Here is a 25,324-nt window from a genome sequence, read left to right as displayed (position 1 = left end):
GCTGAAGAAGCGCTGCGCTGCGTCCGGGGCACGAGACCGAGTCAACTCGCGTCTTTTGATTTCTGTCCAGACAAGATAGGTTCCCCGCCAACCAAAAAGAGGGAACGTCTCAAGATGATTTCAGGGCTGATTCGAAACCTGCGCGCCGTCGCGACGGCCGCATTGTGTGTTGCCGCCGCATCCGCTGCCCAAGCCGACAATTATCCCAGCCGCAATATCACGCTAGTCTTGCCGTTCGCGGCCGGCAGCGGCACGGACACGACGACGCGGCTGATCTCGCAGCATCTGTCGCAGGCGCTCGGCGTCGGCATCGTGATCGAGAACAAGGCGGGCGCCAACGGCATGCTCGCCGCAAGCTATGTCGCGAAGGCCGCCCCCGACGGCTACACGCTGCTGGTGACCACCAACACCACGCATTCGGCCAATCCCTATCTGCTCAAGACCCTCACATACGATCCCGTCAAGGACTTCACGCCGATCGCGCGCACGGGCGACCTGCCCTTCATGCTGGTCGTCAATCCGGAGGTGCCGGCCAAGACCGTCGGCGAGCTTGTCGCCTATGGCAAGGCCAATCCGGGCAAGCTGAGCTACGCCTCGGGATCATCCTCGGCGATCGTGTCGGGCGCGACCTTTGCGCACAATGCCGGGCTCGACCTCTTGCACGTGCCCTACAAGAGCTCGCCGCCGGCGCTCAACGACGTCATGGGCGGCCGCGTCTCGATGATGTTCGTCGACATCCTGACCGGCCTTCCGCACGTCAACGGCAACGCGCTGCGCGCGCTCGCCGTCACCACCAAGGAGCGCTCGCCGCTGGTGCCGCACCTGCCCTCGATGCAGGAGGCCGGCGTGCCTGATTTCGACATCACCTCATGGCAGGGCTATTTCGGCCCGGCCGGCATGCCCAAGGAGATCGTGACGCGGCTCAACGCCGAGATCAGGAAGATCGTCGAGAAGCCGGAAATCAAGGCCCAGCTCGCCACGCTCGGCATGGACGCATTTTCCGGCACGCCGGAAGATCTCGGCAAGTTCGTCAACGAGCAGTTGGTGCTGTGGGAGAAGCTGATCACCAACGCGAAGATCGAGAAGCAGTAGGAGCGCTTGCGCGCGCTGCGCTCTCCGCATTTTCCGTCAGTGTCGGGCTTGTCCCGGCCATCCACGCCCAACGGCGTGTTCGATGTCCAAGAACGCGGATGCCCGGGACAAGCCCGGGCATGACGTCGTAGTTGATGGTAACGCTCGAGCGCCGGCTTACGCCGCGCGCACCTTGGCGAGGAAGCTGTCGACGGCGCTGCGCAGCGCGCCGGACTGGTTGTCCAGCTCGCGGGCGTTGGTCAGCACATCGCCTGCCGCCGTGCCGGTCGCTTCCGCGGCCGAGGTAACGCTGCCGATATGGGCGTTGATCTCGCTCGATCCGGCCGCGACCGACTGGATGTTGCGGGCGATCTCGCGGGTGGCCTCGCCCTGCTGCTCGATCGAGGCGGAAATGCCTGCCGTGATCTCGCTCATCTCTGCGATCGTCTGCGTGATGCCGCCGATCGCCGCCACCGCATCGCTGGTCGAGGTCTGCATCGCCGCAACCTGGGCGGAGATTTCCTCGGTGGCCTTGGCGGTCTGGTTGGCGAGCGCCTTGACCTCGGAGGCGACCACGGCGAAGCCGCGGCCGGACTCGCCAGCGCGGGCCGCCTCGATGGTGGCGTTGAGCGCGAGCAGATTGGTTTGTGCCGCGATCGAGTGGATCAGCTTGACCACCTCGCCGATCTTCTCGGCACCGGTGGAGAGCTCCTGCACCGTGGCATTGGTGCGCTCGGCGTCGCTGACGGCGCGGCTCGCCACTTCCGTCGAACGCGTCACCTGGCGGGAGATTTCCGCAACGGAGCTCGACAGCTCTTCGGCGGCCGCCGCGACCGTGCCGACATTGCCGGAAGCCTTTTGCGAGGCCGCACCGACCGTTGCCGCGCGCGACGAGGCGTCGCTGGCGGTCGCGGTCATCGACTGCGCCGTGGTCTGCATGCCGGCCGCGGCCGAAGAGACCGAGCGGACGATGCCGTTGACGCTGCGTTCGAAATCGTTGGCGATCCCCTCCATCGCGCTGCGGCGTTCCGCCGCGACGCGTTCCTTGGCATCGGCTTCGGTCTTCTCGAGGTCGCGGATGCGGACGGCATTGTCCTTGAAGATCTGGACGGTGGCTGCCATCGCGCCGATCTCGTCGCCGCGACCGACGCCTGGAATATCGCCATCGAGCTTGCCGTCGGCGAGGTCTTTCATGCGGGCGCCGAGCAGCGCCAAAGGACGGCTGATGCCGCGGCCGATCAACCAGGCGACGCCGCCGGCGACGATGACGATGCCAAGCATGGCGAGGCCGAGCATCCAGTAGACTGGGCCCATCTTGGCGTCGATGTCATCGAGATAGGCGCCGGTGCCGAGATACATCTCGAGCTCGGGAACGGCTACCGCGTAGCCCATCTTCCGGATCAAGCCTTCCTGACCCGGCTTTGCGTATTCGTATGTCAGCAGGATCGAACCGTTGGCTTTCGCGCCGTTCATCAGCTCCCAGGACAGCTTGCGGCCGTTGGTCACGACCTCCATACGGTTGGTACCGATCTGCTTGGGGTCCGGCGCCAACTGGGTGATGCCGTCGTAGGACGTACCGAACAGGTAGCCGGCACCCTTGTCATAGGTCATCGCATTGCCGTAGCGGCGAAGGTCAGCCATAGCAGCGTCCTTCGTCATCTCGCCAGCATCGACGCGCTTCTTCAGCGCCACGGCGTAATTGCGTCCCATCTCGACGATGGCCTTAGCCTGCTCGATGCGCGCATTCACCATCTCGCGCTTCATCAAATAGCCGGCGAGGACGCCGGAGATGCAAAGGCCAAACAAGGTGACGCCGACAAGGATGCCGAGCTTCGGGGCGATCTTCAGATTGCTCAACTTCACCGTGGGCTCCTCGAATGGTGCGGACGCACCGCAGACCTCTTTGATTTGAATCAACCTTTAGTGGGACACCCCTTAGCAAGTTACTTACGTGCCTCCGTAGAAGCCCGGACGGAGCCGCGAAAAATGGCGATTTATCTGCAGGCCGACAACCGGGAATTGTACGTGATCACCCCGATTTCGCGTAAAAGACGCAAAGGCCCGCCCGCGGAGACGGGTCACAACAAGAACCGACAAACCAAATCGGGAGCAAGACAATGCCGAAATACAGGGTGGTGACGCCGAAGGGCGCGAGCTTCACGGTCGCTGGCAGCGACTATTCCTACGAGCGCGAAGCGCTCGATCCGATCGATGCCGAGATCGTCGAGGCCCCCGCCGACGAGGCCGGGTTCATCGCCGCCGCGAAGAACGCCGACGCCATCTATGCCAAGGGCATCCCCATCACCAAGTCGATCATCGACAGCTTGGAGACTTGCAAGGTCATCACGCTCGGCTCGGTCGGCGTCGACAGCGTCGACGTCAAGGCCGCCACGGCCCGTGGAATCCCGGTGACCAACATCCCCGACACCTTCATCGAGGAAGTTGCTGACCACGCCATGATGCTGCTGCTTGCCGGCTTCCGCCGCCTGGTCGAGCAGGACCGCATGGTGCGCGATGGCCGCTGGGCCGAGGGCCGACCGGCGCTGCTCAAGGTTCCCAGGTTGATGGGCCAGACGCTCGGCTTCGTCTCGTTCGGCCGCGTCGCGCGTGCGGTTGCGAAGCGTGCGGCGCCGTTCGGCCTGCGCATGATGGCCTACGATCCCTTCATCCAGGAAACGCTGATGTACGATCACGGCGTGATCCCGGCGACGCTGAACGAGGTGCTGTCGCAATCCGACTTCGTCTCGATGCATGCTCCGGCAAGGCCCGAGGTGCATCACATGCTGACCGAGAAGCACTTTCGGCAGATGAAGAAGGGCTCGATCTTCATCAACACCGGGCGCGGCGCCACCGTGGACGAGGAGAGCCTGATCAAGGCGCTGCAGGAGGGCTGGATCGCGCACGCCGCCCTCGACGTGCTGGAGAAGGAGCCGCCCTCGCACAACAATCCCCTGCTCGGCATGGAGAACGTGACGCTGACGGCCCACGTCGCCTCGGCCTCGGCACGGTTTGACGAGGCGCGCAAGCGCCGGGTGGGCTACGAATTGTCACTGGTGCTGCAGGGCATGTGGCCGGTAAGCTGCGTCAATCCGTCGGTGCTGCAGACCACCTCGCTCCGCCGCTGGCAACCCGTCAGCATGGATCGCGGGCCGAACAGCTAGGCGGCCGGCGCAAAGGCGCCTACGACCGAAACGACCCTTCACCGGCGATCAACGCCGGGAGGGGAACATCATAGGGAGGTACTGATGAGGAACGACATCACACGTCGTGATGCCTTGGCGCTGGGCCTATCCGCTGCAACGCTCGCGGCCACCGGTGCTGCAGCGCAAACATCCACGATCAAGGCCGCCGACGTGGCGGCGCCCAAGCGCGAGATCGAGAAGGGCGCGTCCTTGCGCATGCTGCGCCCGGTGCGTTTCGTCCAGGCCGACGAGGATGTGTTCCGCGCCAATGCGGCGAAGTTCACCAAGGAGACCGGCGTCGAGGTCAAGGTCGACTTCGTCGGCTGGGAGGACATCAACCAGCAGACCGCGGTCACCTCGAACTCCGGTGCGGGCCCCGACATCATCATCGGCTTCTCCGACGCCCCCCACATCTACGTCGACAAGCTGATCGAGCTCACCGACGTCGCCGACTATGTGGGCAAGCGCTATGGCGGCTGGCTGCCGCTGGCGCAGCGCTATGGCAAGAAGAACAAGAGCGACGTCTGGATCGGCTTGCCGTTCGGCGCCACCGCGGGGCCCCTGATCTACCGCAAGTCGATCCTGCAATCGGTCGGCTTCGACAAGGTGCCGGAAGACCATGCCGGAATCCTCGACCTCTGCCGCAAGCTGCACAAGGCCGGCAAGCCGGCCGGCTTCGCGCTCGGCAATGCCAAGGGCGACGGCAACGGCTTCGCCAACTGGGCTCTGTGGTCGCACAACGCGTCCCTGCTCGACGAGGAAGGCAATGTCGTCATCAACAGCAAGGAGACGATCGCCGCGCTGAACTGGGTCAAGGAGATCTACCCCACCTTCATCGCGGGCACGCCATCGTGGAACGACGTCAGTAACAATCGCGCCTATTCCTCGCAGGAGATCTCGCTGACCGCCAACGGCGTCTCGCTGTACTTCTCGCTGAAGAACGACCCGGCGACCAAGGCGATCGCCGAGGACAGCGAGCACCAGCTGCTGCCCAAAGGCCTCGCCAAGGTCTCTCCGATGGCCGGCCTGACGCTGAACGCCATGGTGTTCAAGCACAGCCCCTACCCCAACGCCGCCAAGGCCTTCCTGCAATACATGCTGGAAAAGGACCAGTACGAGCCGTGGCTCAACGCCAATTCCGGCTACTGGTCGCAGCCGCTGGCCGCCTATGCCGAGGCCGCCGTGTGGTCGCAGGATCCCAAGGTGAAGCTGTTCAAGGACACGATGAACAGCACCTATTATGACGGCTACAAGGGGCCGATCTCGACGGCGACCGGCGCCGTCAGCGCCGATTACGTGCTGATTCAGATGTGCGCATCTGTCGCCACCGGCGCGGCCACGCCGGAGGCCGCGGCCGCCGAAGCGGAGCAGCGCTGCAAGCGGTACTTCCGGCGGCAGAAGTAGCGCCGGATAGAAGCGTCGTCATTGCGAGCGCAGCGAAGCAATCCAAGGTCCCCTCCGCGGAGATGGTCCGGATTGCTTCGTCGCACCAGTGCAAAATTGCTCCGCAATTTTGTCACGGGCTCTTCGCAATGACGGCCGTGGTGGTCTTCAAAGACGGGACAACACACTGATGTCCGTGACGACACTCTCCTCCACCGCCCTGGCGCATCGGCAGCCCTCCTGGCTGGTGCGATTGTTCGACTACAAGCCGTTCCTCATCGTGATGTGCCTCGCGCCCGCGATCGGGCTGCTCTCGGTATTCCTCACCTATCCACTTGGCCTCGGCATCTGGCTCGCCTTCACCGACACCACGATCGGCCGGCGCGGCATTTTCGTCGGTTTCGAGAACTTCCAGTATCTGCTCACCGATCCCTTGTGGTGGAACGCGGTGTTCTACAGCGTGGTCTATACGGGAATCGCGACCTTCGGGAAGTTCGCGCTCGGCTTCTGGCTCGCGCTGCTGCTCAACAACCATTTTCCGTTCAAGAGCCTCTTGCGTGCCATCATCCTCTTGCCCTGGATCGTGCCGACGGTGCTTTCGGCGCTGGCGTTCTGGTGGATCTACGACCCGCAATTCTCGATCATCTCCTATCTGCTCGTCGACGTGCTGCACTGGCGGTCGAGCAATGTCGACTTCCTCGGCTCGCCCTGGCCGGCGCGCTTCTCGCTGATCGCGGCGAACGTCTGGCGCGGCATTCCCTTCGTCGCGATCTCGCTGCTGGCGGGCCTGCAGACCATCTCACCCTCGCTCTACGAGGCCGCGATGCTCGATGGCGCCAGCGCCTGGCAACGCTTCCGCTACATCACCTTCCCGATGATGATGCCGATCCTCGCCATCGTCATGACCTTCTCGATCATCTTCACCTTCACCGACTTCCAGCTGGTCTACGCCATCACCCGCGGCGGGCCCGTCAACTCGACCCACCTGCTGGCGACGCTGGCATTTCAGCGCGGCATCGCCGGCGGCGAGCTCGGCGAAGGTGCGGCGATCGCGGTGTCGATGATACCGTTCCTGGTGTTCGCGACGCTGTTCTCTTATTTCGGCCTGGCGCGCCGCAAATGGCAGCAGGGAGAGGCCAATGACTGATACCGTCGCGCAAACCGGCGTCGCGGACGCCAAGGCCGCACCCGACACCATGGCCTGGGATTCCGGGCTGCGGCGGCTGATGATGATCTACTTGCCGCTCGGCTGCTTCGTGCTGATCCTGCTGTTTCCGTTCTACTGGATGGCGATCACCTCGTTCAAGCCGAACGCGGAGCTGATGAACTACCGGGATCACAACCCGTTCTGGATCTCCTCGCCGACGCTCGCCCATATCAAGCATCTGTTGTTCGATACCTCCTATCCACGCTGGCTGAAGACGACGATGCTGGTCGCGATCGGCTCGACCACGCTGTCCCTGGTCGCCTCGACGCTCGCCGCCTACGCCATCGAACGCCTGCGTTTCCGCGGCAGCCCCTATGTCGGCCTCGGCATCTATCTCGCCTATCTCGTGCCGCCGTCGATCCTGTTCATCCCGCTCGCCACCGTCGTGGTGCAGTTCGGCCTGTTCGACTCGCCGCTGGCGCTGATCCTGGTCTACCCGACCTTCCTGGTGCCGTTCTGCACCTGGCTCCTGATCGGCTATTTCAAGTCGATCCCCTACGAGCTCGAGGAATGCGCGCTGGTCGACGGCGCGACGCGCCTGCAGATCCTGCGCCGGATCACGCTGCCGCTGGCGGTGCCCGGGCTGATCTCGGCCGGCATCTTCTCCTTCACGCTGTCCTGGAACGAGTTCATCTACGCGCTCGCCTTCATCCAGAGCGGCGCCAACAAGACCGTGCCGGTCGCGATCCTGACCGAGCTCGTCACCGGCGACGTCTATCAGTGGGGGGCGCTGATGGCGGGATCGCTGCTGGGATCGCTGCCGGTCGCGGTGTTCTACTCGCTGTTCGTGGATTACTACGTGTCTTCGCTGACCGGCGCGGTGAAGGAGTAGATCCCGCTGCGGCGTTTGGCCCGGCTTCACAAGTTGGATTGGGCGGGCGGCAAGATCGAGCGGCTGGAGACCATCTTCCTGCACGACCCCGACAAGAAGGTGCCCTTCCGCATCGTGCACGAGGACACCCAGAAGCGCTATCTCACCGGCTCCGACTTCGACACCGAGGGTTTTCAGATCATCGGCGATGTCTTCTGGATCGGCGACGAGTTCGGCCCCTACATCCTGAAGGCCGACAAATCGGGCAAGATCCTCGGCGTGTTCGAGACCGTCGCCGACGGCAAGCCGGTGCGGTCGCCCGACAATTGGGCGGTGGCAACGCCGGGCGCGCCGGGCGCGACCTACACCAATGTCAATCTCCGCCGCTCCAAGGGTTATGAAGGCTTTGCGTCCTCCAAGGACGGCAAATTCCTCTACGGCCTGCTCGAGGGTCCGCTGTGGGACGCCGAGAAGAAGGACTGGGAGAAGGTCGACGGCAAGGAAGCCTCGCGCATCCTCGAATTCGACGTCGCCGCAGAGAAATTCACCGGCCGCTATTGGCACTATGTGTTCGAGCAGAACGGCAATGCCATCGGCGACTTCAACATGATCGACCCGGCCTCCGGCCTCGTCATCGAGCGCGACAACGGCGAAGGCACCGCCGACAAGGCTTGCCCGCAAGGTACCCGCGGCGAGAACTGCTTCCCGGATCTCGCCAAGTTCAAGCGCGTCTACAAGATCGAGCTGACCCACGCCAATGTCGGCAAGCCCGCGCGCAAGATCGGCTATATCGACCTCATGAAGATCCGGGATCCCGACAAGAAAGCACGGAAGCCGCTGAACGACGGCGCCTACACCTTCCCGTTCTTCACCATCGAGAACGTCGATCGGGTCGACGACACCCACATCATCGTCGGCAACGACAACAACCTGCCGTTCTCCTCCAGCCGCGATCCCAACAAGGCCGACGACGACGAGTTCGTGCTGCTGGAGGTCGCGGATTTTCTGAAGGCGAAGTAGCAGAGCGATTCTCTTCGGCCGCCATACACTCCACTGTCGTCCCGAACGTAGGGGCCCATAACCCCAAACCGGAGTCGTGGCACGAGATGGCGATGACGAGCCTTCGTCAAACTCGATCCTGTGGTTATGGGTCCCGGACCTGCGCTTGCGCTGGTCCGGGACGACGGCCGGAGTTTGTGGAGACGCGCCCCCTCACCTCACAGTAAATTCCACAGGAATCGTAAAACTCATCGTGCCGTTCTTGATCTCGTCGGGTATGGGGGGAAACGGCGAGGCCTGGCGGACCATCGACGTAGCCTGGGCGTCGAAGACAGCAACGCCGGATGAACCGGCGAGGCGGCTGGATGTCACTTGCCCGCTGCGGCTGACGGTGAAGCTCAGCCTGGCGACGCCGCGCTGGCCGCCACCACCGGCAGGATAGGAGTGAAAGCGCATCAGATGCGCACGGACGCGTTGGTTGTACGACGCGATCGCGGCGGCCACCGCCCCGGCGCTCTGGGCCGATGCCATCGGCGCCTCTCGCTCGGCGCGCGGGGCTGCGCTGGTGCGCGGCGCAGGCGTCGCCTCCGACGGCTTTTTCGCCTCGCGGCGAACCACCTTCGGCTTTGCGGGCGCCGGCTTTTCGACCGGCACGATCTTCGCGGGTTCCGGCTTGGCCGGTGTCGGCTCGAGCTTTTGCTCCGGCGGCGCCACGACGTCAGGCTTATCCTGAGGCGGCGTCGGCACGATCGTCTCCTCGACGGCCTGCTGCTGCACGGGCTCCGGGGGCGAGGCATCGGCTTCTTGCATCACCGGCCCAGGTGCGATGTCATCCTGCGTCGACCGCGGCGCCGAGGTCAGCGGCGCCATATCGACCATGATTGCCGGCAGGCTGACGCCCTGCTCCGGCTGCGACCTCTGCCAATTCATCGCGAGCAGCGCGGCAGCCACATGGAGCACCACGATCGCTCCCGCCGACATGCCCCAACGCGCCGCTTCGCGCTCGGCGAGCGGATCGTGCAGGGCGAAGGCGTTCGCGGCCATCAGCTGCGTCCGTCGAGGCCGACCAGCGCGACCTTGAGATAGCCGGCGTTGCGCAAGGCGTTCATCACCTCCATCAGGTCGCCATAGGAGACCGCCTTGTCGGCACGCAGATAGATGCGTTCGTCCTTACGGCCCTTGGTGGCGGCATCGAGCGAGGTGCCGAGCGCGTCGCGGGGTACGACGTCTTCGCCGACCGCGACGGACAGGTCCGGCTTGACGGTGAGGAAGACCGGTTTGTCCGGTCGCGGCGCCGGCTCGGCCGCAGTTGCCGGCAGCTCGACGCCGATATCGACGGTGGCGAGCGGGGCGGCCACCATGAAGATGATCAGCAGCACCAGGATCACGTCGATGAACGGCGTGACGTTGATCTCATGGGTGACGTCGAGATCGCCCTGGTCGCCGCGCTTGAGCGGCGATCCGGAGTGCGTACCGAGCTTTGCGGCCATGGCTCTACTCCGCCGCCCGCGCCAGACGGAATTCCCTGTGGTCGCGTTGGCGGCTGACCAGCAACATCAGCTGCGCCGAGGCGTCGCCGAGCAGGGCGCGGTAATTGGCAATGCTGCGAACGAGATGATTGTAGATCACGACCGCCGGGATCGCCGCGACGAGGCCAAGCGCGGTGGCAAGCAGCGCCTCCGCGATACCAGGTGCGACCACCGCGAGGCTGGTGGTGTGGCTCTCCGAAATGCCGACGAAGGAGTTCATGATACCCCAGACGGTACCGAACAGCCCGACAAACGGCGCGGTCGCGCCGATGGTCGCGAGCAAGCCGGTGCCGCGCGCGATCTGCCGAGACATTGCCGCCTCGACCCGCTCGAGCCGCAGCGCGACACGTTCCTGAAGGCCGTCGTCGAGCACGCCGCCGGAGAGCTCGGCCTCCCTGGCGCAGGACTGGATGAGTTGGGCAACCGCGTCGTGGACGTCGCCGGCCCGTGCGGACGCCTCGGCCAGCGTCAATTTGCCTTCCAGCGCGCGCGTCCGCTCGAGGGCGAGCGCGCCCTTGCGGCGCAGCTCGATGGTCTTGGCGAGCCACACCGTCCAGGTCACCAGCGAGGCGAGGGCGAGTCCGACCATCACCGTCCTCACCACGACGTCGGCGCCGAGGAACATGCCCCAGGGCGACAGATTGCGCGGCAGCAGGGCCTGGTCGATCGCGAAGGCCGGTGCCGGCGCGAGCGCCAGCGCGATGGTTAGGATCATATGCCGAAGCCTGGAATTGCTCTGCATCCTGAGCTCCCGAGGTTGAAGCGAACTACACTGCGGCCACGATCCGATCTGCAAGCTGCCGGAACCGCACCAGCTGATCCGCCCGCAACGCCCTTGTCTCGTCGCGCCCGACGAACACCTTGAACATGATGCCGCCGTCGGCATTGACGAAAGCGACGAAGGCGGAGGTCTTGCCCATGAAGGGCCGCTCGACGAAGGCAACGGCCGCGCAGCGCTCGTGGCGCAGATGGCCGTGCAGGCCCTTCGGCTGCATCAGGTTGAAATAGCCGCGGCCGATCTCGCCGGCAGGAATGGCGCCGGTGAATTCGAAGATCGCATCATCGGTGTGAACGATCAGCGTGACCTCACCCCACGCCGCGATGTCCTGCATGGCGGCGGCAAATTGCTCGCCGCCACCGAGGCGCACCATGGAGGATGGCAGCGCCTCGATCACCGCGCGCGGGGTGACGTTGCGCTCGCGCGCGACGTCCTCGATCACCGCGCCAGGGTTGTCGGCCATATAGGCCCTGAGATCGGCGAGATCGGTGCTCAACATGTCCGGATCCTCCAGTGCGTCGTGGCCTCAAGCTGCCGCGGCCTTGCGCTCGCTCTGGATCACCTCAAAGCCCTCGAACTTGGGATGGCCGAGATAGAGGCTCTCGCCGGTTCTGTTGTCGGCACGGGCATGGGCGCGGCGGAATTCCTCGGAGCGCGTCCAGGCCTCGAACGCCGCCTTGTCGACCCAGCTGGTGTGCGACCAGTAGAGCGTGTGGTCCTCGGCCTCCGGGCCCTTCAACAGATGAAACTCGACGAAACCCGGCATGCTGCCGAGATAGGATTCGCGCGTGGCCCAGACGGTCTCGAACGCGGTCTCCGCGCCCTTCTTCACATGGAAACGATTCATGGCGATGAACATCAAAGTCTCTCCTTCTGATCAAAACGAAACGCACCGAAGCCGCGCTGGAGCATCAGCGCGGCCCGGCGGAGGTTTGTGGTGTTGCTGCGCGCGTTACGCACCTCCAAAGTGAATCTTCATGCCGGCCTTGTAGACCCGGCCCGGTCCCGGGCTCGACCACAGCACGTCGTTCTGCGTGGTGCCGTCGGTCGACGTGCCGGGAATGGCGTAAGGCCGGTAGTACTGGTTCAAGAGATTGTCGATCGAGGCCGAGAGCACGATGTCCTTGGTCGCGTTGTACGTCATGTACAGATTGACAAGCTCGTAGCCGGTCGCCGGCAGATAACCGGCGGGGACATCGTTGTTGGCGCCGAACGAGGCCCACTGCGCCGACAGGATCAGCGTGCGGTCGAGCAGGCGGACACCACCTGTCGTGACGACCTTGCGCGGGGTGATGGTCGCAAGCCCGACATTGGTGACGGCGTTCTTGCCCTGGATGTAGTGGCCGGCGACGCCGACGAACCAGTCGCCGGCATCGTACATCGTCTCCACTTCGAAACCCTGGATGCGAGCCTGCGCGATGTTCTGGTACTGGTAGAACTGGGCGAACGAGCCAACGCCCGGGAAGGTGACGAACCCGAACGGAACGAGGTCGATATAATCGCTGACGTCATTCCGGAACAGATTGATCTTGCCGCGGAACGAGTCGGACGCAGTGAAGATGTTGTCGTATTTCAGGTTGATGCCGACTTCCTTGTTCTTGCCGACTTCGGGACGAAGGTTCGGGTTAGGCAGGAAGCAGAAGATGCCGGCGGTCCCGTTGGGACAGACAAAGAATGCCGGGCCGCCACCGGTCGCGTGCGCGCCGGAAATCACCGTCTCGGTGATCGATGGGGCGCGATAGCCTTCGGCGTAGCTCACATAGGGCTGGAAGCCCGGAACCGGCGTGACGCCGAGGGTGATCTTCGGCGAGAAACGGTCGCCGCTGCCATTGGTCCTGCCCGATTCCAGATCGTAGCGGTCGTAGCGGATCGCGCTCACCGCCTCGAACCAGGTGCTGTAGTTCTGCTTCAACTGCAGGAAACCACCCGACACGGTACGGATGCCGCTCGGCGTCGTGATGTTGGAATTGCCGCGGCTGTCGGTCGTGATCACGTCGTCCTGGAACGCGTCGAAGCCCACGGTGAGCGCATTGCGCCAGTCGCCGACGTTGAAGCGCGTGGTGTTGTTGGCGTCGATGCCGTAGGTATTGAGGACATAGCCGCGCTTGTCGCCAACACAGCCCGAAACGTTGTTGCCGAAGCCGCCGTTGCAATAGGCCGACGGCGTGGTGCCGTAATGATAGGTCTTGGTCTGATCGTTGTCGGTGCGATTGCCGTAGACCGACATGTGCCAGTCAAACAGATTGTCGCTCGGCAACGCGTAATTCCAGGTGATGGTGCCGGTGTAGTTCTTGGCGTCGGATGCATAAACCGACGAACCGCGATTCAACGCAATCAACGCGGGTGTCGTCGTCGGCCCCCTGTTGAACTGGCCGATATCATATTGGTAGTCCTGGAATATCGCGCCGAACTTGACCTCATGGCCGAGCGCGGGACGGACCGTGAGCTTCATCAGGCCGCTCTCGACCTGGTTGCCTGTGTTGCCGATCTCGGTGCCGTTGCCGTCCTTGTAATTGCCTTGCGTGCGGTAAACCGCCCCGCCGAAGATATCGACGTCGGGCGCGGCGCGGAGGCCGCCGAACACCGAGCCAAGGCCGCGATTGTTGTTGGAGCCATAGGAGCCGGAGAGATCGACGCCCCAGCGCTCGCCGGGGCGCAGCACGTCCTCGATGTCCTTGGTGCGAAACGAGACGAGGCCGCCGATCGCGCCGGAGCCGTAGATATTGGCAGTCGGACCGCGCACGACATCGATACCCCCGACCAGCTCGGGATCAAGGAAGAAGGAGCCGCTCGCGTTGTGGCCGGTGCGCTGGTAGTTCTGGCGCGCCCCGTCGACGACCACCGCAACGCGGCCGAACTCCTGCAAGCCGCGGATGTTGACGACGGTCGCGGGATCATCGCCGCGCTCCTGGAATGACACGCCGGGAACGGCGTAGAGCACATCCGACAGCCGGTTTGGTTGAAGGCCCTGGATCTGCTCGAGCGACACGGAGCTGACGGGCGCGAGCGAGTCGATCGCGCGCTCCCTGGTCTTCGTCGCTGCGACCGTGATGGTGTCCAGCGTCTGCACCGGCGCAGCGCCGGCTTGCGCTCTGGCGTTCAGCGCCTCAGGCGTTGCCTGCTGCGCCATTTGTGGCTTGGGCGGCTTGCGCCCGGCCTGCTTCGGCCGCTCAGAGGACGCGTTTTCGGCTTGCGGCGATGCAGTCTGCGCGAGACTACTCTCCGTCATCATTGCCGCGATTGAAACCACCGACGCGCCCAAAATCAGGGCGCGCGAATACCAAGCCCCGTCAGCCATATCAGCCCCAGCCTGCACTTCACTCTAGTTTTTGGAGTCTTCTGGCTGGCGTGCGCTCGCAACGCGAACGACTGGCTGGCTGATGTCTCAAGTCGCGGGCATGTTCCCCGCTGCCATAATTGGTTACGTGGCAACACTCTGACGGTCAATGACATCAGGTTGCAGTTTATATCGATTGTAAATTGCAGCCGTTGGAATGCACCCCGTGCCGCTTATACAAACAAGCAGCACTCCAAGGATTTCGAAGGCGCATCACATTTCACATGTCAGCGTCCGCAGACAACGACGGCGACGCGGCGGGATCGGCAGGAAGCTCTTCTGCGACAACGAGAACCCTGACCATGCGTGGAAGCCGGATCGACAGCCGCGAGCTGTTCGCAGCCGCCCGCGAGATCATCATTGCGCATGGCGAAGACAGCTACCGGCTTCGCCTGACCTCGCAGAACAAGCTGATCCTGACGAAGTAACCCGCAATGGCATTTTGTCGCACCTTCGCCAGTCTCCTGCTCTCCATCACAATCGTGCTGGCGCCGGCCGCGCACGCCGCCGGCATCACCGTGCATGACGCGCGTAATCGCGAGGTCACCGTCGCCGACTTCGCGCGCACGGTCTCGATCGGCGGCGCCATCACCGAAATCCTTTACGCGCTCGGGCTCGAGAGCCGGCTGGTCGGCGTCGACACCACGAGCCTTTATCCGGCGGCGGCGCTGCACGACAAACCCAATGTCGGCTATATGCGCCAGATCTCCGCCGAAGGCGTGCTGGGGCTCAATCCCACCCTGATCCTCGCGATCCAGGGCTCGGGCCCGCGCGAGACCATGGACATCCTGGAAGCGGCGAAAGTGCCGTTGGTGCTGGTGCCCGACACCTTCACCGAAGCCGGCCTGATCGAGAAGATAAAACTGGTCGGTCACGCCATGGGCGTCGACGCGCGCGCCGCGTGCCTGAGCGCCGCGGTCAGCGCCGATCTTGCGCAGCTCCGCGTCCTGCGTGCCAGGGTGACCAAGCCGGTGCGCGTGATGTTCGTGATGTCGCTGCAGAACGGGCGAGCGCTGGTGGCCGGTCGCGAGACGGCGGCCGAGGAGATCATTCGGCTCGCCGGCGCCGCCAACGCCATCGACGATTTCGACGGCTACAAGATCATCGGCGACGAGGCGATCGCAGCGGCAAGACCCGACGTCGCGCTGTCGATCGAACGCGGCAAGGACTCGCTTCCTGCCGAGGCGATCTATGCCCACCCCGGCTTTGCACTGACGCCGGTCGCGACGAACAAGAGCTTCATCACCATGGACGGGCTCTATCTGCTCGGCTTCGGGCCGCGCACGGCCGCGGCGGCGCGCGATCTTTCCGCAAGGCTTTATCCGGCTTTGGCTGAAGGGAGCGATGGGTTCACGTCGGCCTTGTCGGCGGCGAATTGCCGGCAATGAGCGTGGCGATCGGAACTGGAGCGCGCAGCCCGGAACGCAGCGCCAGCGCCAGGCGACGGTCCGCATCGCTCGCGATCCCGCTCCTGGTCGCGGTGCTCGCGGTCACCGCGATCGTCGCGCTGACCGTCGGCGCCGCCGGCATCCCCCTCTCCCGCCTGCCCGCCGCACTCGGGCTATCAGCCGAAAGCACGGCCATGACAGCCCGCGACCAGCTCGTGCTGTGGTCGATCCGCGTGCCCCGGATCGCGGCGGCCGCGATGATCGGCGGCCTGCTCGCGGCGGCCGGCGCGATCATGCAAGGACTGTTTCGCAATCCCCTCGCCGATCCTGCGCTGGTCGGCGTCTCCAGCGGCGGCGCGCTCGCAGCCGCAAGCGCGATCGTCTTCACCGATTCGCGCTTCGGCGAGTCGCTGCGCTTCCTGCAGACCGAGCTGCTGCCGCTCGCGGCATTCGCGGGATCGCTGGCCACGACCGCCATCCTCTACGGGATCTCGAGCCGCTCGGGGCGCACCTCGATCGCGATCTTCCTGCTCGCCGGCGTCGCCATCACTGCCATCGCCAATGCCGGCATCGGGCTTCTGGTCTTCGTCGCCGATGACCGCCAGCTTCGCGACATCACGTTCTGGATGCTGGGCTCGATGAGCGGCGTGACCTGGACCAAAGCGGCCGTGCTCGCGCCGGTCCTCGTCATCGGGCTCGGCGCCTGCAGCTTCATCACACGCGGCCTCGATCTCCTGGTGCTCGGCGAGGCCGACGCCTTTCACGGCGGTGTCGATGTCGAGCGCCTGAAGCGGATCTCGATCGTCATGGTCTCCGCCATGACCGGCGTCGCGGTGTCGATCAGCGGCGTCATCGGTTTCGTCGGCATCGTCGTGCCGCATCTGCTCCGGCTCGTCATTGGCCCCGCGCATCGCCTGCTGTTGCCGGCCTCGGTGCTATCAGGCGCGATCCTGATGGTCGGCGCCGACACGCTGGCGCGCACGATCGTGGCGCCGGCGGAGATGCCGATCGGCATCCTGACCGCAGCCGTCGGCGCGCCGCTCTTCCTCTTCATCCTCCTGCGCCAGCGCGGGCTCGCCTCGCTATGAGTGCCGTGATCGAGGCGCGGTCCCTCAGCAAGCGTGCCGGCCGCGCGACGCTGCTCGACGGCGTCGGCCTTGAGGTCAATGCCGGCGAGATGGTCGCGATCATCGGCCCGAACGGCGCCGGCAAATCGACGTTGCTGCGGCTGCTCTCCGGCGATCTCCGGCCGAATGCAGGCGAGGTGCGCCTGAAGCAGCGCGACATCAGCAGCTTGACGCCGCGCGAGCTCGCCGCGCGCCGCGCGATGTTGTCCCAGCACATCAGCGTCACCTTCCCCTTCACCGTCCAGGAGATCGTGCTGATGGGCGCGGGAGAGCGCAGCGCACGTGACGCAGGCCGGCTCGTCGATGCGGCCCTCGACGAGGTCGGCCTTGCGCATTTCCGCGACCGGCAATTGCCGACGCTATCGGGCGGCGAGCAGCAGCGCGCCCATTTCGCCCGCGTGCTGGTGCAGCTTGCCTGCGGCGAGGCCGAGCATGGCCCGGGACTTCTGCTGCTGGACGAGCCGACCTCGAGCCTCGATCTGCGTCACCAGATCGACCTGGTCGAAGCCGCCCGCCGCCGCGCCGGCGGCGGCACGGCAGTGATCGCGATCCTGCACGACCTCAATCTCGCGATCCGCTTCGCCGACCGGCTCGTCGTGCTGGCGGGTGGCAAGCTCGCCGCCGATGGCCCGCGCGCGGACATTGTCACGAGCGAGATCATCCGCGATATTTTCGAGATCGACGCCGAGGTGCATCAGGCCGACGGCGTGCCGTACGTGCTGCCGCAATCGATGCGGGCGGCGGGGCCTTCGCTGTGAAGGTGCGCTCCCTCGCCCCGCAAGCGGGGCGAGGTGAAGGGCGCCGCCTACCCCGCCGGAACGATCACCATGCTCTTGTCCTTCGGCCAGCGGATCCGCCAGGCGAAATTGATGTCGCGGACCTCGCCCGGCTTGGCATCGAACGACCATTCCAGCACGCCGCGCTTGTCGTGGATATCCTTTGCCGTGGGCGGCGTGGTCGCGGGCAGCATTTCGACGACGATGTCCTCGCTCTCGCTAACCGGCAACTGATCCTCGATCGCGACCTTGATCGGGAAATCGTGACCGTTGCGGATCGTGGTCTTGAACGAACGCTCGTCGGTCTTGGACGTCGTGACCAGCAGGCCTGCCGAGCCCTCGTTGCGCTTGAGCACGGCACGCTCGATCTTCACCTTGTCGTCGGCGCCGAAGCCGAGCCGCACGATGTCGTCCTTGGCGGACGCCGAGATCTTGCCGCGGCCGACAAAGACGCCGTCGCGGTAGATCGCGACCTTGCCCGGCAGCAGCGTCGTGTCGTCGCTCTGCTTGAAGCTCGCTTCGAGGAAAGCGGTCGGGTCCAGCACCGGCGCAGCTCGCACCGCAAGGTCGGCGGGCACGCTCATGGCTGCGATACGCATGCTCTTGGCTCCCTCCTGGGCGCCGAGGCTGACGCGGCCGGGAATCTTGAACGTCGCCTGGAAGCCGCCGATCTCGGCGACCGCCTGCTGCTCGTCCGCGCGTTCGCGCGGCTCGGCCGCCTCCGCGATCTTGGCCATCGCCGGCGATTGTGCCTGGCGGGTCATGGGTGCAGGCCGCGCCAGGTCCGAGACCGTGCCGAGGGCCAGCGGCTTCGGCACCTGCGGATATTGCGCCACCAGCGAGCTCAGCTCCGGGGCGCTGCCGCCGCGGCCGATGCGCACCGTAGAGACGCCGAGCGCGACGTTCGACCAATCCTCGCCGGTCGACTGCGTGATCTCGGCGCGACGCACGAGTTCGAGCTGCGGCTTGCGGTCCTTGGCGCCGGTGTCGAGCCGGGCGTCGTAGAGCGGCACCCAGCGCGCGTTGCGCACGGCATAGGTCACCCGCAGCGTCGCCTTGGTCGCTGCGGCCGAGGCGACGTCGATCCGCACTTCCAGCTTGCTCGGCGGCTTGGCCGAGCGCTCGGCCTCGAGCTGTGCGATCTGGCGGTCGATCTCGCGCTGCTTGCGCGTGGCGTCGCGGATCGCCGTGTCGGCGGTCGCGATCTCCTCGCCGACCGCGGCAAAGGCCGTGCGCCATTCGGTGATCGGCCGGGCCTCGCCCTTGTCCCCGAGGCCTGTGGGCGAGGCCTCGGCAAAGTGCTGCGCGAATTTGCGCCTTGCGTTGGCCGAGTCGATTGCACCTTGCAGGTCGGCCCGCTGATCCTTCAGCGCTTCGATGCGCTTGTCGAGCTCGGGCAGGTTGACGGGCGGCGTGGTCCGCGGTGGCCGCGCATCGATCGTGCCGATGGTGAGCTTGGCGCCTGCTTCGCCTTCGACGCGGAGGGAGGACGGATCGAGCGAGAGCGGAAAATCCCTGGCGACCAGCGTGCTGTCACCGGAAGTAAGGTCCAGCGAAATGATCCGGGTCACGGTCGCGCCATCGGGATAGACGGTGACGGCGTCGATCGCCGAATTGGCGTCCAATTCGGCGGCCCATGACGGCACCGCGAGCGCCGTGGTCACCAGGACCAGGCTCGTCGTTGCCAGACATTTTGCGGTGATGCGCATGAAATTCCTCCCTGCCGATATCGACGCGTCGCCAGCCGGACGCGCGAAAGATGCCTCGCCAACATGGTTGGACGCGGCAGGGAAGGAACTGGTTCGATTGGGGTTTCCTTGGGGCGCCGCTGCGGCGGCACCAAGGCCGCGGAACGTCTTGCAGTCCCGCGGCAATCCTCACACCTGGGTCGGCGAGCCCTGGCCGAAGATGCGCCGGAGCAGATCGGTCACGTTCTTCGCGCCGGCCTTCTTCAAAATGCCGGCGCGGTAGCCTTCGACCGTCCGCGCGCTCAGATGCATGCGGCGGGCGATCTCCTTGTTGGTCAGACCGGCGGCAAGGTGCCCGAGCACGTCGACTTCGCGCGCGGTCAGTGGCTCGCAACCGGGCAGCCAGCCCTGTCGGCTCGTGCCGGGCTGGGCGAATTCGTCGATGGCGGCATCGATCCGATCGACGAGATCATGGGTGCGGAACGGCTTTTCGATGAAGTCGGTCGCGCCGCTCTTGATGGCGTCGACAGCCATGGCGATGCTGCCATTCGCCGAGGTCACCAGCACCGGCGCCATGCAGTTTTCCTCGCGCAGCCGCCTGAGCATGTCGAGGCCGGAGCGATCCGGCGGCAGCTCCATCAGCACGCAGGCCGGCATCCGCGCCTTCGCCTCGGACAACAGAGACGCACCGTCAGCGAAGCAGATCACGTCATAGGCGCTCTGTTGGAGCGCGGTCGAAAGTTGTTCGCGGGAGGCAGCGTCGGTGTCGATGACGAATACCTCACCCTTGGAAAGCATGTTTCCCGGCATAATCCCGATCCAGCAATGTCTTGGTCAAATGGTCCGAAACGGAAGGCGGGCCCCATCGCCGCGCCGCGCCGTCATGAGCACGGCATTCACGCCAGTGCTTCGGTTTCCCTTATGTATGCGGCGCCCGGTTCCCCGATTTGACGGATCGAGACAGAAACTTTACATTTCGGGACATCTGCGGGAATGGCTGGCAGGAACGGTTCGCATGACCGACCTCGTTCGCAGCGCAGGCTTGAGCTATTACCCGGAAATTGCCCGGTCGGTGGGGCTCGATCCCAAACAGATGATGCGCAAGGCCAGGCTGCCGCTGGCCTGTCTCGACAAACCCGATACCCCCATTGCCGTCGCCGGCCTGCGCCGCCTGCTCGAATTGTCGGCAAAGGCGTCCGGTGCCGAAGATTTCGGCTTGCGTCTCGCCGAGCGCGGCGGCCTGACCAATTTCGGCGCGGTCGGCCTGATCGTGCGCGAGCAGGCGACCGTCGGCGAAGCCATCGAAGCGTTCTCGCGCTTCATCCATATCCACCATGAGGGCATGCGGCTGGACGTCACGCGCGGCAAGCAGACCGTGGCCGTCACGCTGCATCTGCGCGGCCGTCGGCCGATGGCGCCGCGCCAGTCGATCGACATGGCGCTGGGCAGCATCCACCGCATCATCCAGTCGCTTTACGGCCACGATTGGCGACCGCAGGAGGTGCATCTGCATTATCCGCCGCCGAAGGACCGCAAGCGCTATCGCGACTTCTTCAGCTGCCGCGTGACTTTCAACGCCGAGGACGATGCGATCCTGCTGTCGGTGCACGACATGGAGCGCCGGATCCCGAGCGCGCATCCCCTGATCGCGGCTTATCTGCGCAAGCGGATCGAGGCCATCGAGACCCGGCCGGCAAGCTGGGAAGGGAAGGTCGACGAGGTCGTGCGGACCCTGCTCGCGACCGGCGACTGCACCGTCGAACGCGTCGCCGAGCATCTTGCCTGCACCCGCCGTACCATCCACCGCCATCTCGCAGCGTCAGGCACCAGCTTCTCGGCCATCCTGGATGCGCAACGCGCCGATCTCGTCATCCAGTTGATTGACGATCCCGACCGACCGCTGGCTGACATCGCGGTGCAGCTTGGCTTCTCCGCGCAGAGCGCCATGGCGCGCTGGTTTCGCGGCCGCTTCGGCTGCACCATCACCGACTGGCGCAAGGGCGTGCGGCCTCCGGCAGCGCCGGCCGATACGCCGTCGGCGACCGCTGCTTGAGCTCAACGCGCCGGCGCAGGCACGCCCATGATCGCGAGAGCACGCCGCCGGCTGCCGGCGAGCAGCGGGCCGAACGCGACGGCAAATCCTGGAAATGCGACGAGCCAACCGCAGGCAGCGATGTGCAGCAGCACATCGCTCTGCGCGGGAAATACCACGGCCGCGACCCTGGCCAGAGCCGCGATGACGACCGCGGCATAGATGACCTGGATCGCCGGCGAAGCGGTTAGCGCCTGACCGGTATGGCCGAGGCTCGCGCGCGTCATCACGGCGAGCGTCATGGTTCCCGCGGCACCCGCCATCCAGGCATGGATGCCGGCGCTTGGCGGCAGCGCTCCGAACACTGCAATGGCGTGCAGGATGAAGCCGAGCGGCACGAAGACATAACCAATATGGAGGATCACCAGCAGCCGCTCGTGGAAGGTTCGGTCGCCGGCCCAGCGCGCAAGCCGCAAAAGATGCAGCCCGCCGACCAGCGCCATCAGGACACCGGTGACGGCATTCAGCGGCGCGACGACCCAGGCGATGAGCGCGAGCGCGCTGCATCCGATCACTGCGCCGTCAAAGCGTCCGAACGGCACCGGCAGGCGGCCGGGATTGAACTTGACCAGCCAGTTGCGGGTGAAGCTCGGAATGATGCGTCCACCGATCAGCGCGATCAGCAGCACGACCACGCCGATGCCGACGCGGATGCTGATATCGGCCGCGCCCTGGTAATGCGCCTCGAGATGGAAAGCGACGTTGCCGGCGAGCAGAACGGACACCAGCCCCACCACCGGAAGGTTGCGCCAATTGCCGCCTGCGACGATCTCGCGCGCCGCGGCGGCGACGACCAGCGCCAGGAAGGCCGCATCGACGACGAGCGCGAACGCCCAGCCGGTATCGGCCGACAACGTGACCACCGCACGCCCGGCAAGCCAGACCATCACCAGAGCCCCAAGCGAGGCGCCTTGGATCGGCAGCCGGCCGGTCCAGTTCGGAATGGCCGTGAACAGGAACCCGGTGATGACAGCCGGCAGGAAGCCATAGAGCATCTCGTGGACGTGCCAGTCGCGCGGCGCGAAGGCGGAACTCACCGACAATTCGCCATAGAACATCGGCAGCCAAGCCAGGATCGACAGCCCCGCCTGGATCGCGGCGAGCAGGAAAAACGGCCGAAAACTGTTCGCAAACAGCGGCCAGCCCTCATATTTTCGGGATCGGGCGCCAGCCATGGGGTCAACTCCAATAAATCTCAGTTCGTTGTCTGGAAAAATACTGCCAGCCCGCCGTCCCGTTTTGCGCTATCGCAAACTGTCGGACGATTGCAGGTGCCATCACACTCCCAGTGCCAAGGAGGCAGAATGGCCAAGGTCGACACATCGCTGGTTGCGCATTTGCCGCTGTTTGCCGGGGTCACGCCGGAAGCTCTGGACGAGATCCTGCGCGAGGCCCGTTCGGCGCGATATCCCAAGAACAGCGCCATCTTCGAGCAGGGCGCAGACGCACAGTCCTTTTTCCTGCTGCTGCACGGCCACGTCCGCGCGGCCAAGACCACGCCGACCGGCGAGCAGATCGTGGTGCGCTACGTCGCGCCCGGCGAAACCTTCGGGCTCGCCATGGCGATCGGGGCCGCGCGATATCCGGCGACCGCGATCGCGGTCGACGACAGCGTCGTGCTGATCTGGCCGACCTCGGCCTGGCCGCGGCTGGTCGAGCGATTTCCTTCGCTGGCCGCCAACACGCTCCAGACCGTCGGCACGCGCCTCCAGGAGAGCCACACCCGCATCCTGGAAATGTCGACGCAGCAGGTCGAGCAGCGCGTCGCGCATGCGCTGCTGCGCCTCGCCAAGCAATCCGGCAAGAAGCTCGACCACGGCATCGAGATCGATTTCCCGATCAGCCGCCAGGACATCGCGCAGATGACCGGCACCACGCTGCACACCGTCAGCCGCATCCTGAGCGGCTGGGAGAGCCAAGGCCTCGTCGAGAGCGGCCGCCAGCGCATCATTCTGCGCGACCCGCACGGGATCGTCGTGTTGGCGGAACGGAACGCAGACAGCGGGGCGGCGTGACGGGCGCACCAAGGCGCCTCCGTCCAGGATAGGGGTGGGGGGCTTCCGCTTACGGCGAAAGCCGCCCCTCACCCGAGAATCCGCGCGCGCCCGCGCGAATTCCAGACCGTTTCACGCCGGCACGCAATCAACCAGCGCGGCGAGGAATTTTTCGCGGTCGATGCCGTGCTCGCGGCAGGCATCCTCCACCGTGTGGAAGGTTGCGATCGGGCAACCGACACAAGCCAGTTTGAAGGCCAGAAACACGCGGATCGTGTGCGGCGCCGTGCGCATGATGTCATCGACCAGATCGTCGGATCCAAAGGACATGGACAACTCCGTTCCGATACGACGATAGCGGAAGGGCGCGGAGTTTCTTTGTGGAAGCGCAAGCTGGCGCTGCTTCTCTCCACCGTCATTCCAGGTGCGACCAAGTCGCGAACCCGGAATGGCGGAGAGAGGGTTACACAGCCCGGCTGTGCAGTTGCTTTGCCGGATTGAGATGCGCGTCGAACGCGGCGGCGACGCTGCGGACCAGGAAGCGCGAGTCTTTTGCGACTGCGAGGCGATTGCCCTCCAGCCTTACGACGCCGTCGGAGATCAGCGGCTTCAAACGCGCCGCCGAGTTCAGCATCGCCCCGGCCTCGGCGCCATGGCGCGCGCAGATGTCGCCGAGGTCGGCGCTGAACTCGCACATGATGCGTTCGATGATGTCGGCGCGCAGCCGGTCGTCGTCGGTGAGCCCGTAGCCCTTCGCGGTGGCGGGACGGCCGGCGGCGATGCTCTGCGCATAGGCGCCGATCTGCACCTCGTTCTGAACGTAACCTTGCGGCAAATGGCCGATCGCGCTCGCGCCGAAACCGAGCAGGACTTCACCCTTGTCGGTGGTGTAGCCCTGAAAGTTGCGCCGCAACGTCCGCTCCTCGAAGGCCACCGCCATGGAATCGTCGGGCCGCGCGAAATGATCGAGCCCGATCTGCACGTAGCCGGCCTCCTTCAGCGCATTGGCGATCGCGCAGGCCTGGTCGTGGCGCGCGAGGCCGTCAGGCAGCACGCCCTCGTTGATCATGCGCTGGTGCTTCTTGAATTCGGGCACATGGGCGTAACCGAACACGGAGAAGCGGTCGGGTGCGAGGGTGAGGCTGCGCCGAACCGTATCCAGGCACGATGCGACGGTCTGGTGCGGCAAGCCGTAGATCAGGTCGAAATTGATTCCGACGATGCCGGCGTGCCGAAGCTGCTCGACTACGGACGCCGTCTGCTCGAAGCTTTGCACCCGATTGATCGCCCGTTGCACCACGGGATCGAAGCTCTGCACGCCAAGGCTCGCGCGGTTGACGCCGGAGAGCCGCATCGCCTCGACCATGTCGGCGGTCAATGTGCGAGGATCGATCTCGACCGCGACCTCGGCCGAAGGCAGCACGAAGAACTTCTGGCGCATCGTCGCCATCAACTCGGCGAAAGCCTCCGGCATCATGATCGTTGGCGTGCCCCCGCCGAAATGGATGTGCTCCACCTTGATGCGGCGGCCGATGGTTTCGGCGACCTGCACGATCTCGTTGCGCAGGGTCCGCTGATAGCCGGCGATGAGCTCGTCGCGGCGGACGATCTGGGTGTGACAACCGCAATACCAGCACATCTCACGGCAGAACGGGACGTGGAGATAGAGCGAGGCGCTGGCGCTCGCGGGCAACTCGGCCAGCCACCGGCCGTAGGTGTCCGGACCGATCGCTTTTGAGAAATGCGGTGCGGTCGGGTAGCTCGTATAGCGTGGCAATCGTTCTTCGCCGTAGCTCGCCGCGAGGTCAGCTCTCATATCTTACCCATTCGTAAATTTCGGCCGTGTGCAGACGTCACGGCAAATCACGGAATGCACTCCACTAACCCGGATCCGAGGGGGCGACCTTGCGCTCGCGCAAAGTCGGCCCGGGAGGAGGCGCGCGCCGGAGGTTGCGCTCGCGC

At 65.2% G+C, this 25,324-nt stretch carries 23 protein-coding genes and 1 pseudogene; 12 read left to right on the top strand and 12 right to left on the bottom strand.

Going from position 1 to position 25,324, the window contains the following annotated elements; translation table 11 throughout:
* The first annotated feature begins 114 nt into the window (after window positions 1–114).
* Window positions 115–1,092, top strand: a complete 978-nt coding sequence (locus tag RPS27_RS00580; protein ID WP_211416022.1) for a Bug family tripartite tricarboxylate transporter substrate binding protein — start codon at window positions 115–117, stop codon at window positions 1,090–1,092.
* 156 nt (window positions 1,093–1,248) lie between these two features.
* Here RPS27_RS00580 and RPS27_RS00575 read toward each other — a convergent pair whose 3' ends face one another.
* Window positions 1,249–2,934: a methyl-accepting chemotaxis protein gene (locus RPS27_RS00575; RefSeq protein ID WP_212067355.1), complete on the bottom strand. Its 1,686-nt coding sequence runs from the start codon at window positions 2,932–2,934 to the stop codon at window positions 1,249–1,251.
* 254 nt (window positions 2,935–3,188) lie between these two features.
* Between RPS27_RS00575 and RPS27_RS00570 the strand changes: the two genes are divergently transcribed.
* From RPS27_RS00570 to RPS27_RS00550, 5 genes and pseudogenes are all read left to right on the top strand, one after another.
* On the top strand, window positions 3,189–4,232 hold the full coding sequence (locus RPS27_RS00570; protein ID WP_194404268.1) for a C-terminal binding protein: 1,044 nt from the start codon (window positions 3,189–3,191) through the stop codon (window positions 4,230–4,232).
* Window positions 4,233–4,316: 84 nt separating this feature from the next.
* On the top strand, window positions 4,317–5,657 hold the full coding sequence (locus tag RPS27_RS00565) for an ABC transporter substrate-binding protein (RefSeq protein WP_212067356.1): 1,341 nt from the start codon (window positions 4,317–4,319) through the stop codon (window positions 5,655–5,657).
* A 169-nt stretch (window positions 5,658–5,826) separates the two neighbouring features.
* Window positions 5,827–6,783, top strand: coding sequence for a carbohydrate ABC transporter permease (locus tag RPS27_RS00560; RefSeq protein ID WP_212067357.1), 957 nt, complete (start codon window positions 5,827–5,829; stop codon window positions 6,781–6,783).
* Complete coding sequence (locus RPS27_RS00555) at window positions 6,776–7,675, top strand: carbohydrate ABC transporter permease (protein WP_212067358.1); 900 nt, start codon at window positions 6,776–6,778, stop codon at window positions 7,673–7,675. The genes RPS27_RS00560 and RPS27_RS00555 overlap by 8 nt, the downstream gene beginning before the upstream one ends.
* Window positions 7,676–7,702: 27 nt before the next feature.
* Window positions 7,703–8,674, top strand: a pseudogene (locus tag RPS27_RS00550) (esterase-like activity of phytase family protein); the annotation flags it as partial.
* A gap of 192 nt (window positions 8,675–8,866) precedes the next feature.
* On the opposite strand, the gene RPS27_RS00545 reads toward RPS27_RS00550, so the two are convergent.
* From RPS27_RS00545 to RPS27_RS00520, 6 genes are all read right to left on the bottom strand, one after another.
* On the bottom strand, window positions 8,867–9,697 hold the full coding sequence (locus RPS27_RS00545) for a TonB family protein (protein WP_212067359.1): 831 nt from the start codon (window positions 9,695–9,697) through the stop codon (window positions 8,867–8,869).
* Window positions 9,697–10,143 (bottom strand): TonB system transport protein ExbD, encoded by a 447-nt coding sequence (exbD, locus tag RPS27_RS00540; RefSeq protein ID WP_212067360.1) that lies wholly within the window; start codon window positions 10,141–10,143, stop codon window positions 9,697–9,699. The genes RPS27_RS00545 and exbD overlap by 1 nt, the downstream gene beginning before the upstream one ends.
* Window positions 10,144–10,147: 4 nt before the next feature.
* Window positions 10,148–10,924 carry a tonB-system energizer ExbB gene (gene exbB, locus RPS27_RS00535; RefSeq protein WP_212067361.1) on the bottom strand — a complete coding sequence of 259 codons (777 nt, stop codon included), beginning with the start codon at window positions 10,922–10,924 and terminating at the stop codon, window positions 10,148–10,150.
* Between the two features lie 25 nt (window positions 10,925–10,949).
* The gene (gene hutX, locus RPS27_RS00530; protein WP_212067362.1) at window positions 10,950–11,459 is read right to left on the bottom strand and encodes a heme utilization cystosolic carrier protein HutX; all 510 of its coding nucleotides are present in this window, start codon (window positions 11,457–11,459) and stop codon (window positions 10,950–10,952) included.
* Between the two features lie 27 nt (window positions 11,460–11,486).
* Complete coding sequence (locus tag RPS27_RS00525; RefSeq protein ID WP_212067363.1) at window positions 11,487–11,819, bottom strand: antibiotic biosynthesis monooxygenase; 333 nt, start codon at window positions 11,817–11,819, stop codon at window positions 11,487–11,489.
* Window positions 11,820–11,912: 93 nt separating this feature from the next.
* On the bottom strand, window positions 11,913–14,258 hold the full coding sequence (locus RPS27_RS00520; protein ID WP_212067364.1) for a TonB-dependent hemoglobin/transferrin/lactoferrin family receptor: 2,346 nt from the start codon (window positions 14,256–14,258) through the stop codon (window positions 11,913–11,915).
* 263 nt (window positions 14,259–14,521) lie between these two features.
* On the opposite strand from RPS27_RS00520, the gene RPS27_RS00515 reads away from it, so the two are divergent.
* The 4 genes from RPS27_RS00515 to RPS27_RS00500 are packed head-to-tail and all read left to right on the top strand — an operon-like array spanning window position 14,522 to window position 17,570.
* Window positions 14,522–14,725 carry a hemin uptake protein HemP gene (locus RPS27_RS00515; protein ID WP_313753839.1) on the top strand — a complete coding sequence of 68 codons (204 nt, stop codon included), beginning with the start codon at window positions 14,522–14,524 and terminating at the stop codon, window positions 14,723–14,725.
* A gap of 6 nt (window positions 14,726–14,731) precedes the next feature.
* Window positions 14,732–15,685: a hemin ABC transporter substrate-binding protein gene (locus RPS27_RS00510; RefSeq protein ID WP_212067365.1), complete on the top strand. Its 954-nt coding sequence runs from the start codon at window positions 14,732–14,734 to the stop codon at window positions 15,683–15,685.
* Entirely contained in the window at window positions 15,682–16,773 is a 1,092-nt protein-coding gene (locus RPS27_RS00505) for an iron ABC transporter permease (protein WP_212067366.1), read from the top strand. Before RPS27_RS00510 ends, RPS27_RS00505 begins: the two co-directional genes overlap by 4 nt.
* On the top strand, window positions 16,770–17,570 hold the full coding sequence (locus RPS27_RS00500) for a heme ABC transporter ATP-binding protein (protein ID WP_212067367.1): 801 nt from the start codon (window positions 16,770–16,772) through the stop codon (window positions 17,568–17,570). The genes RPS27_RS00505 and RPS27_RS00500 overlap by 4 nt, the downstream gene beginning before the upstream one ends.
* Before the next feature lie 47 nt (window positions 17,571–17,617).
* Here RPS27_RS00500 and RPS27_RS00495 read toward each other — a convergent pair whose 3' ends face one another.
* Together RPS27_RS00495 and RPS27_RS00490 are read right to left on the bottom strand one after the other, a co-directional pair.
* Entirely contained in the window at window positions 17,618–19,297 is a 1,680-nt protein-coding gene (locus RPS27_RS00495) for a mucoidy inhibitor MuiA family protein (protein WP_212067368.1), read from the bottom strand.
* Between the two features lie 168 nt (window positions 19,298–19,465).
* Entirely contained in the window at window positions 19,466–20,086 is a 621-nt protein-coding gene (locus RPS27_RS00490; RefSeq protein WP_194404284.1) for a response regulator transcription factor, read from the bottom strand.
* A 205-nt stretch (window positions 20,087–20,291) separates the two neighbouring features.
* Here RPS27_RS00490 and RPS27_RS00485 point away from each other — a divergent pair, with 205 nt between their 5' ends.
* Window positions 20,292–21,329, top strand: coding sequence for an AraC family transcriptional regulator (locus tag RPS27_RS00485; protein ID WP_212067369.1), 1,038 nt, complete (start codon window positions 20,292–20,294; stop codon window positions 21,327–21,329).
* Window positions 21,330–21,331: 2 nt separating this feature from the next.
* On the opposite strand, the gene RPS27_RS00480 is transcribed toward RPS27_RS00485, so the two are convergent.
* Window positions 21,332–22,543 (bottom strand): NnrS family protein, encoded by a 1,212-nt coding sequence (locus RPS27_RS00480; RefSeq protein ID WP_212067370.1) that lies wholly within the window; start codon window positions 22,541–22,543, stop codon window positions 21,332–21,334.
* Between the two features lie 129 nt (window positions 22,544–22,672).
* Here RPS27_RS00480 and RPS27_RS00475 point away from each other — a divergent pair, with 129 nt between their 5' ends.
* The gene (locus RPS27_RS00475; protein WP_211416006.1) at window positions 22,673–23,383 is read left to right on the top strand and encodes a Crp/Fnr family transcriptional regulator; all 711 of its coding nucleotides are present in this window, start codon (window positions 22,673–22,675) and stop codon (window positions 23,381–23,383) included.
* Window positions 23,384–23,494: 111 nt separating this feature from the next.
* Here RPS27_RS00475 and RPS27_RS00470 read toward each other — a convergent pair whose 3' ends face one another.
* Both RPS27_RS00470 and hemN read right to left on the bottom strand, forming a co-directional pair.
* Window positions 23,495–23,692: a DUF1858 domain-containing protein gene (locus tag RPS27_RS00470; protein WP_212067371.1), complete on the bottom strand. Its 198-nt coding sequence runs from the start codon at window positions 23,690–23,692 to the stop codon at window positions 23,495–23,497.
* A 133-nt stretch (window positions 23,693–23,825) separates the two neighbouring features.
* On the bottom strand, window positions 23,826–25,178 hold the full coding sequence (gene hemN / locus RPS27_RS00465; protein WP_212067372.1) for an oxygen-independent coproporphyrinogen III oxidase: 1,353 nt from the start codon (window positions 25,176–25,178) through the stop codon (window positions 23,826–23,828).
* Between the last annotated feature and the right edge of the window lie 146 nt (window positions 25,179–25,324).

It is taken from the genome of Bradyrhizobium sp. WYCCWR 12699 (genome assembly GCF_032144035.1).
Taxonomy (GTDB): Bacteria; Pseudomonadota; Alphaproteobacteria; order Rhizobiales; family Xanthobacteraceae; genus Bradyrhizobium.
This window is presented reverse-complemented; position numbering and strand designations above follow the sequence as displayed.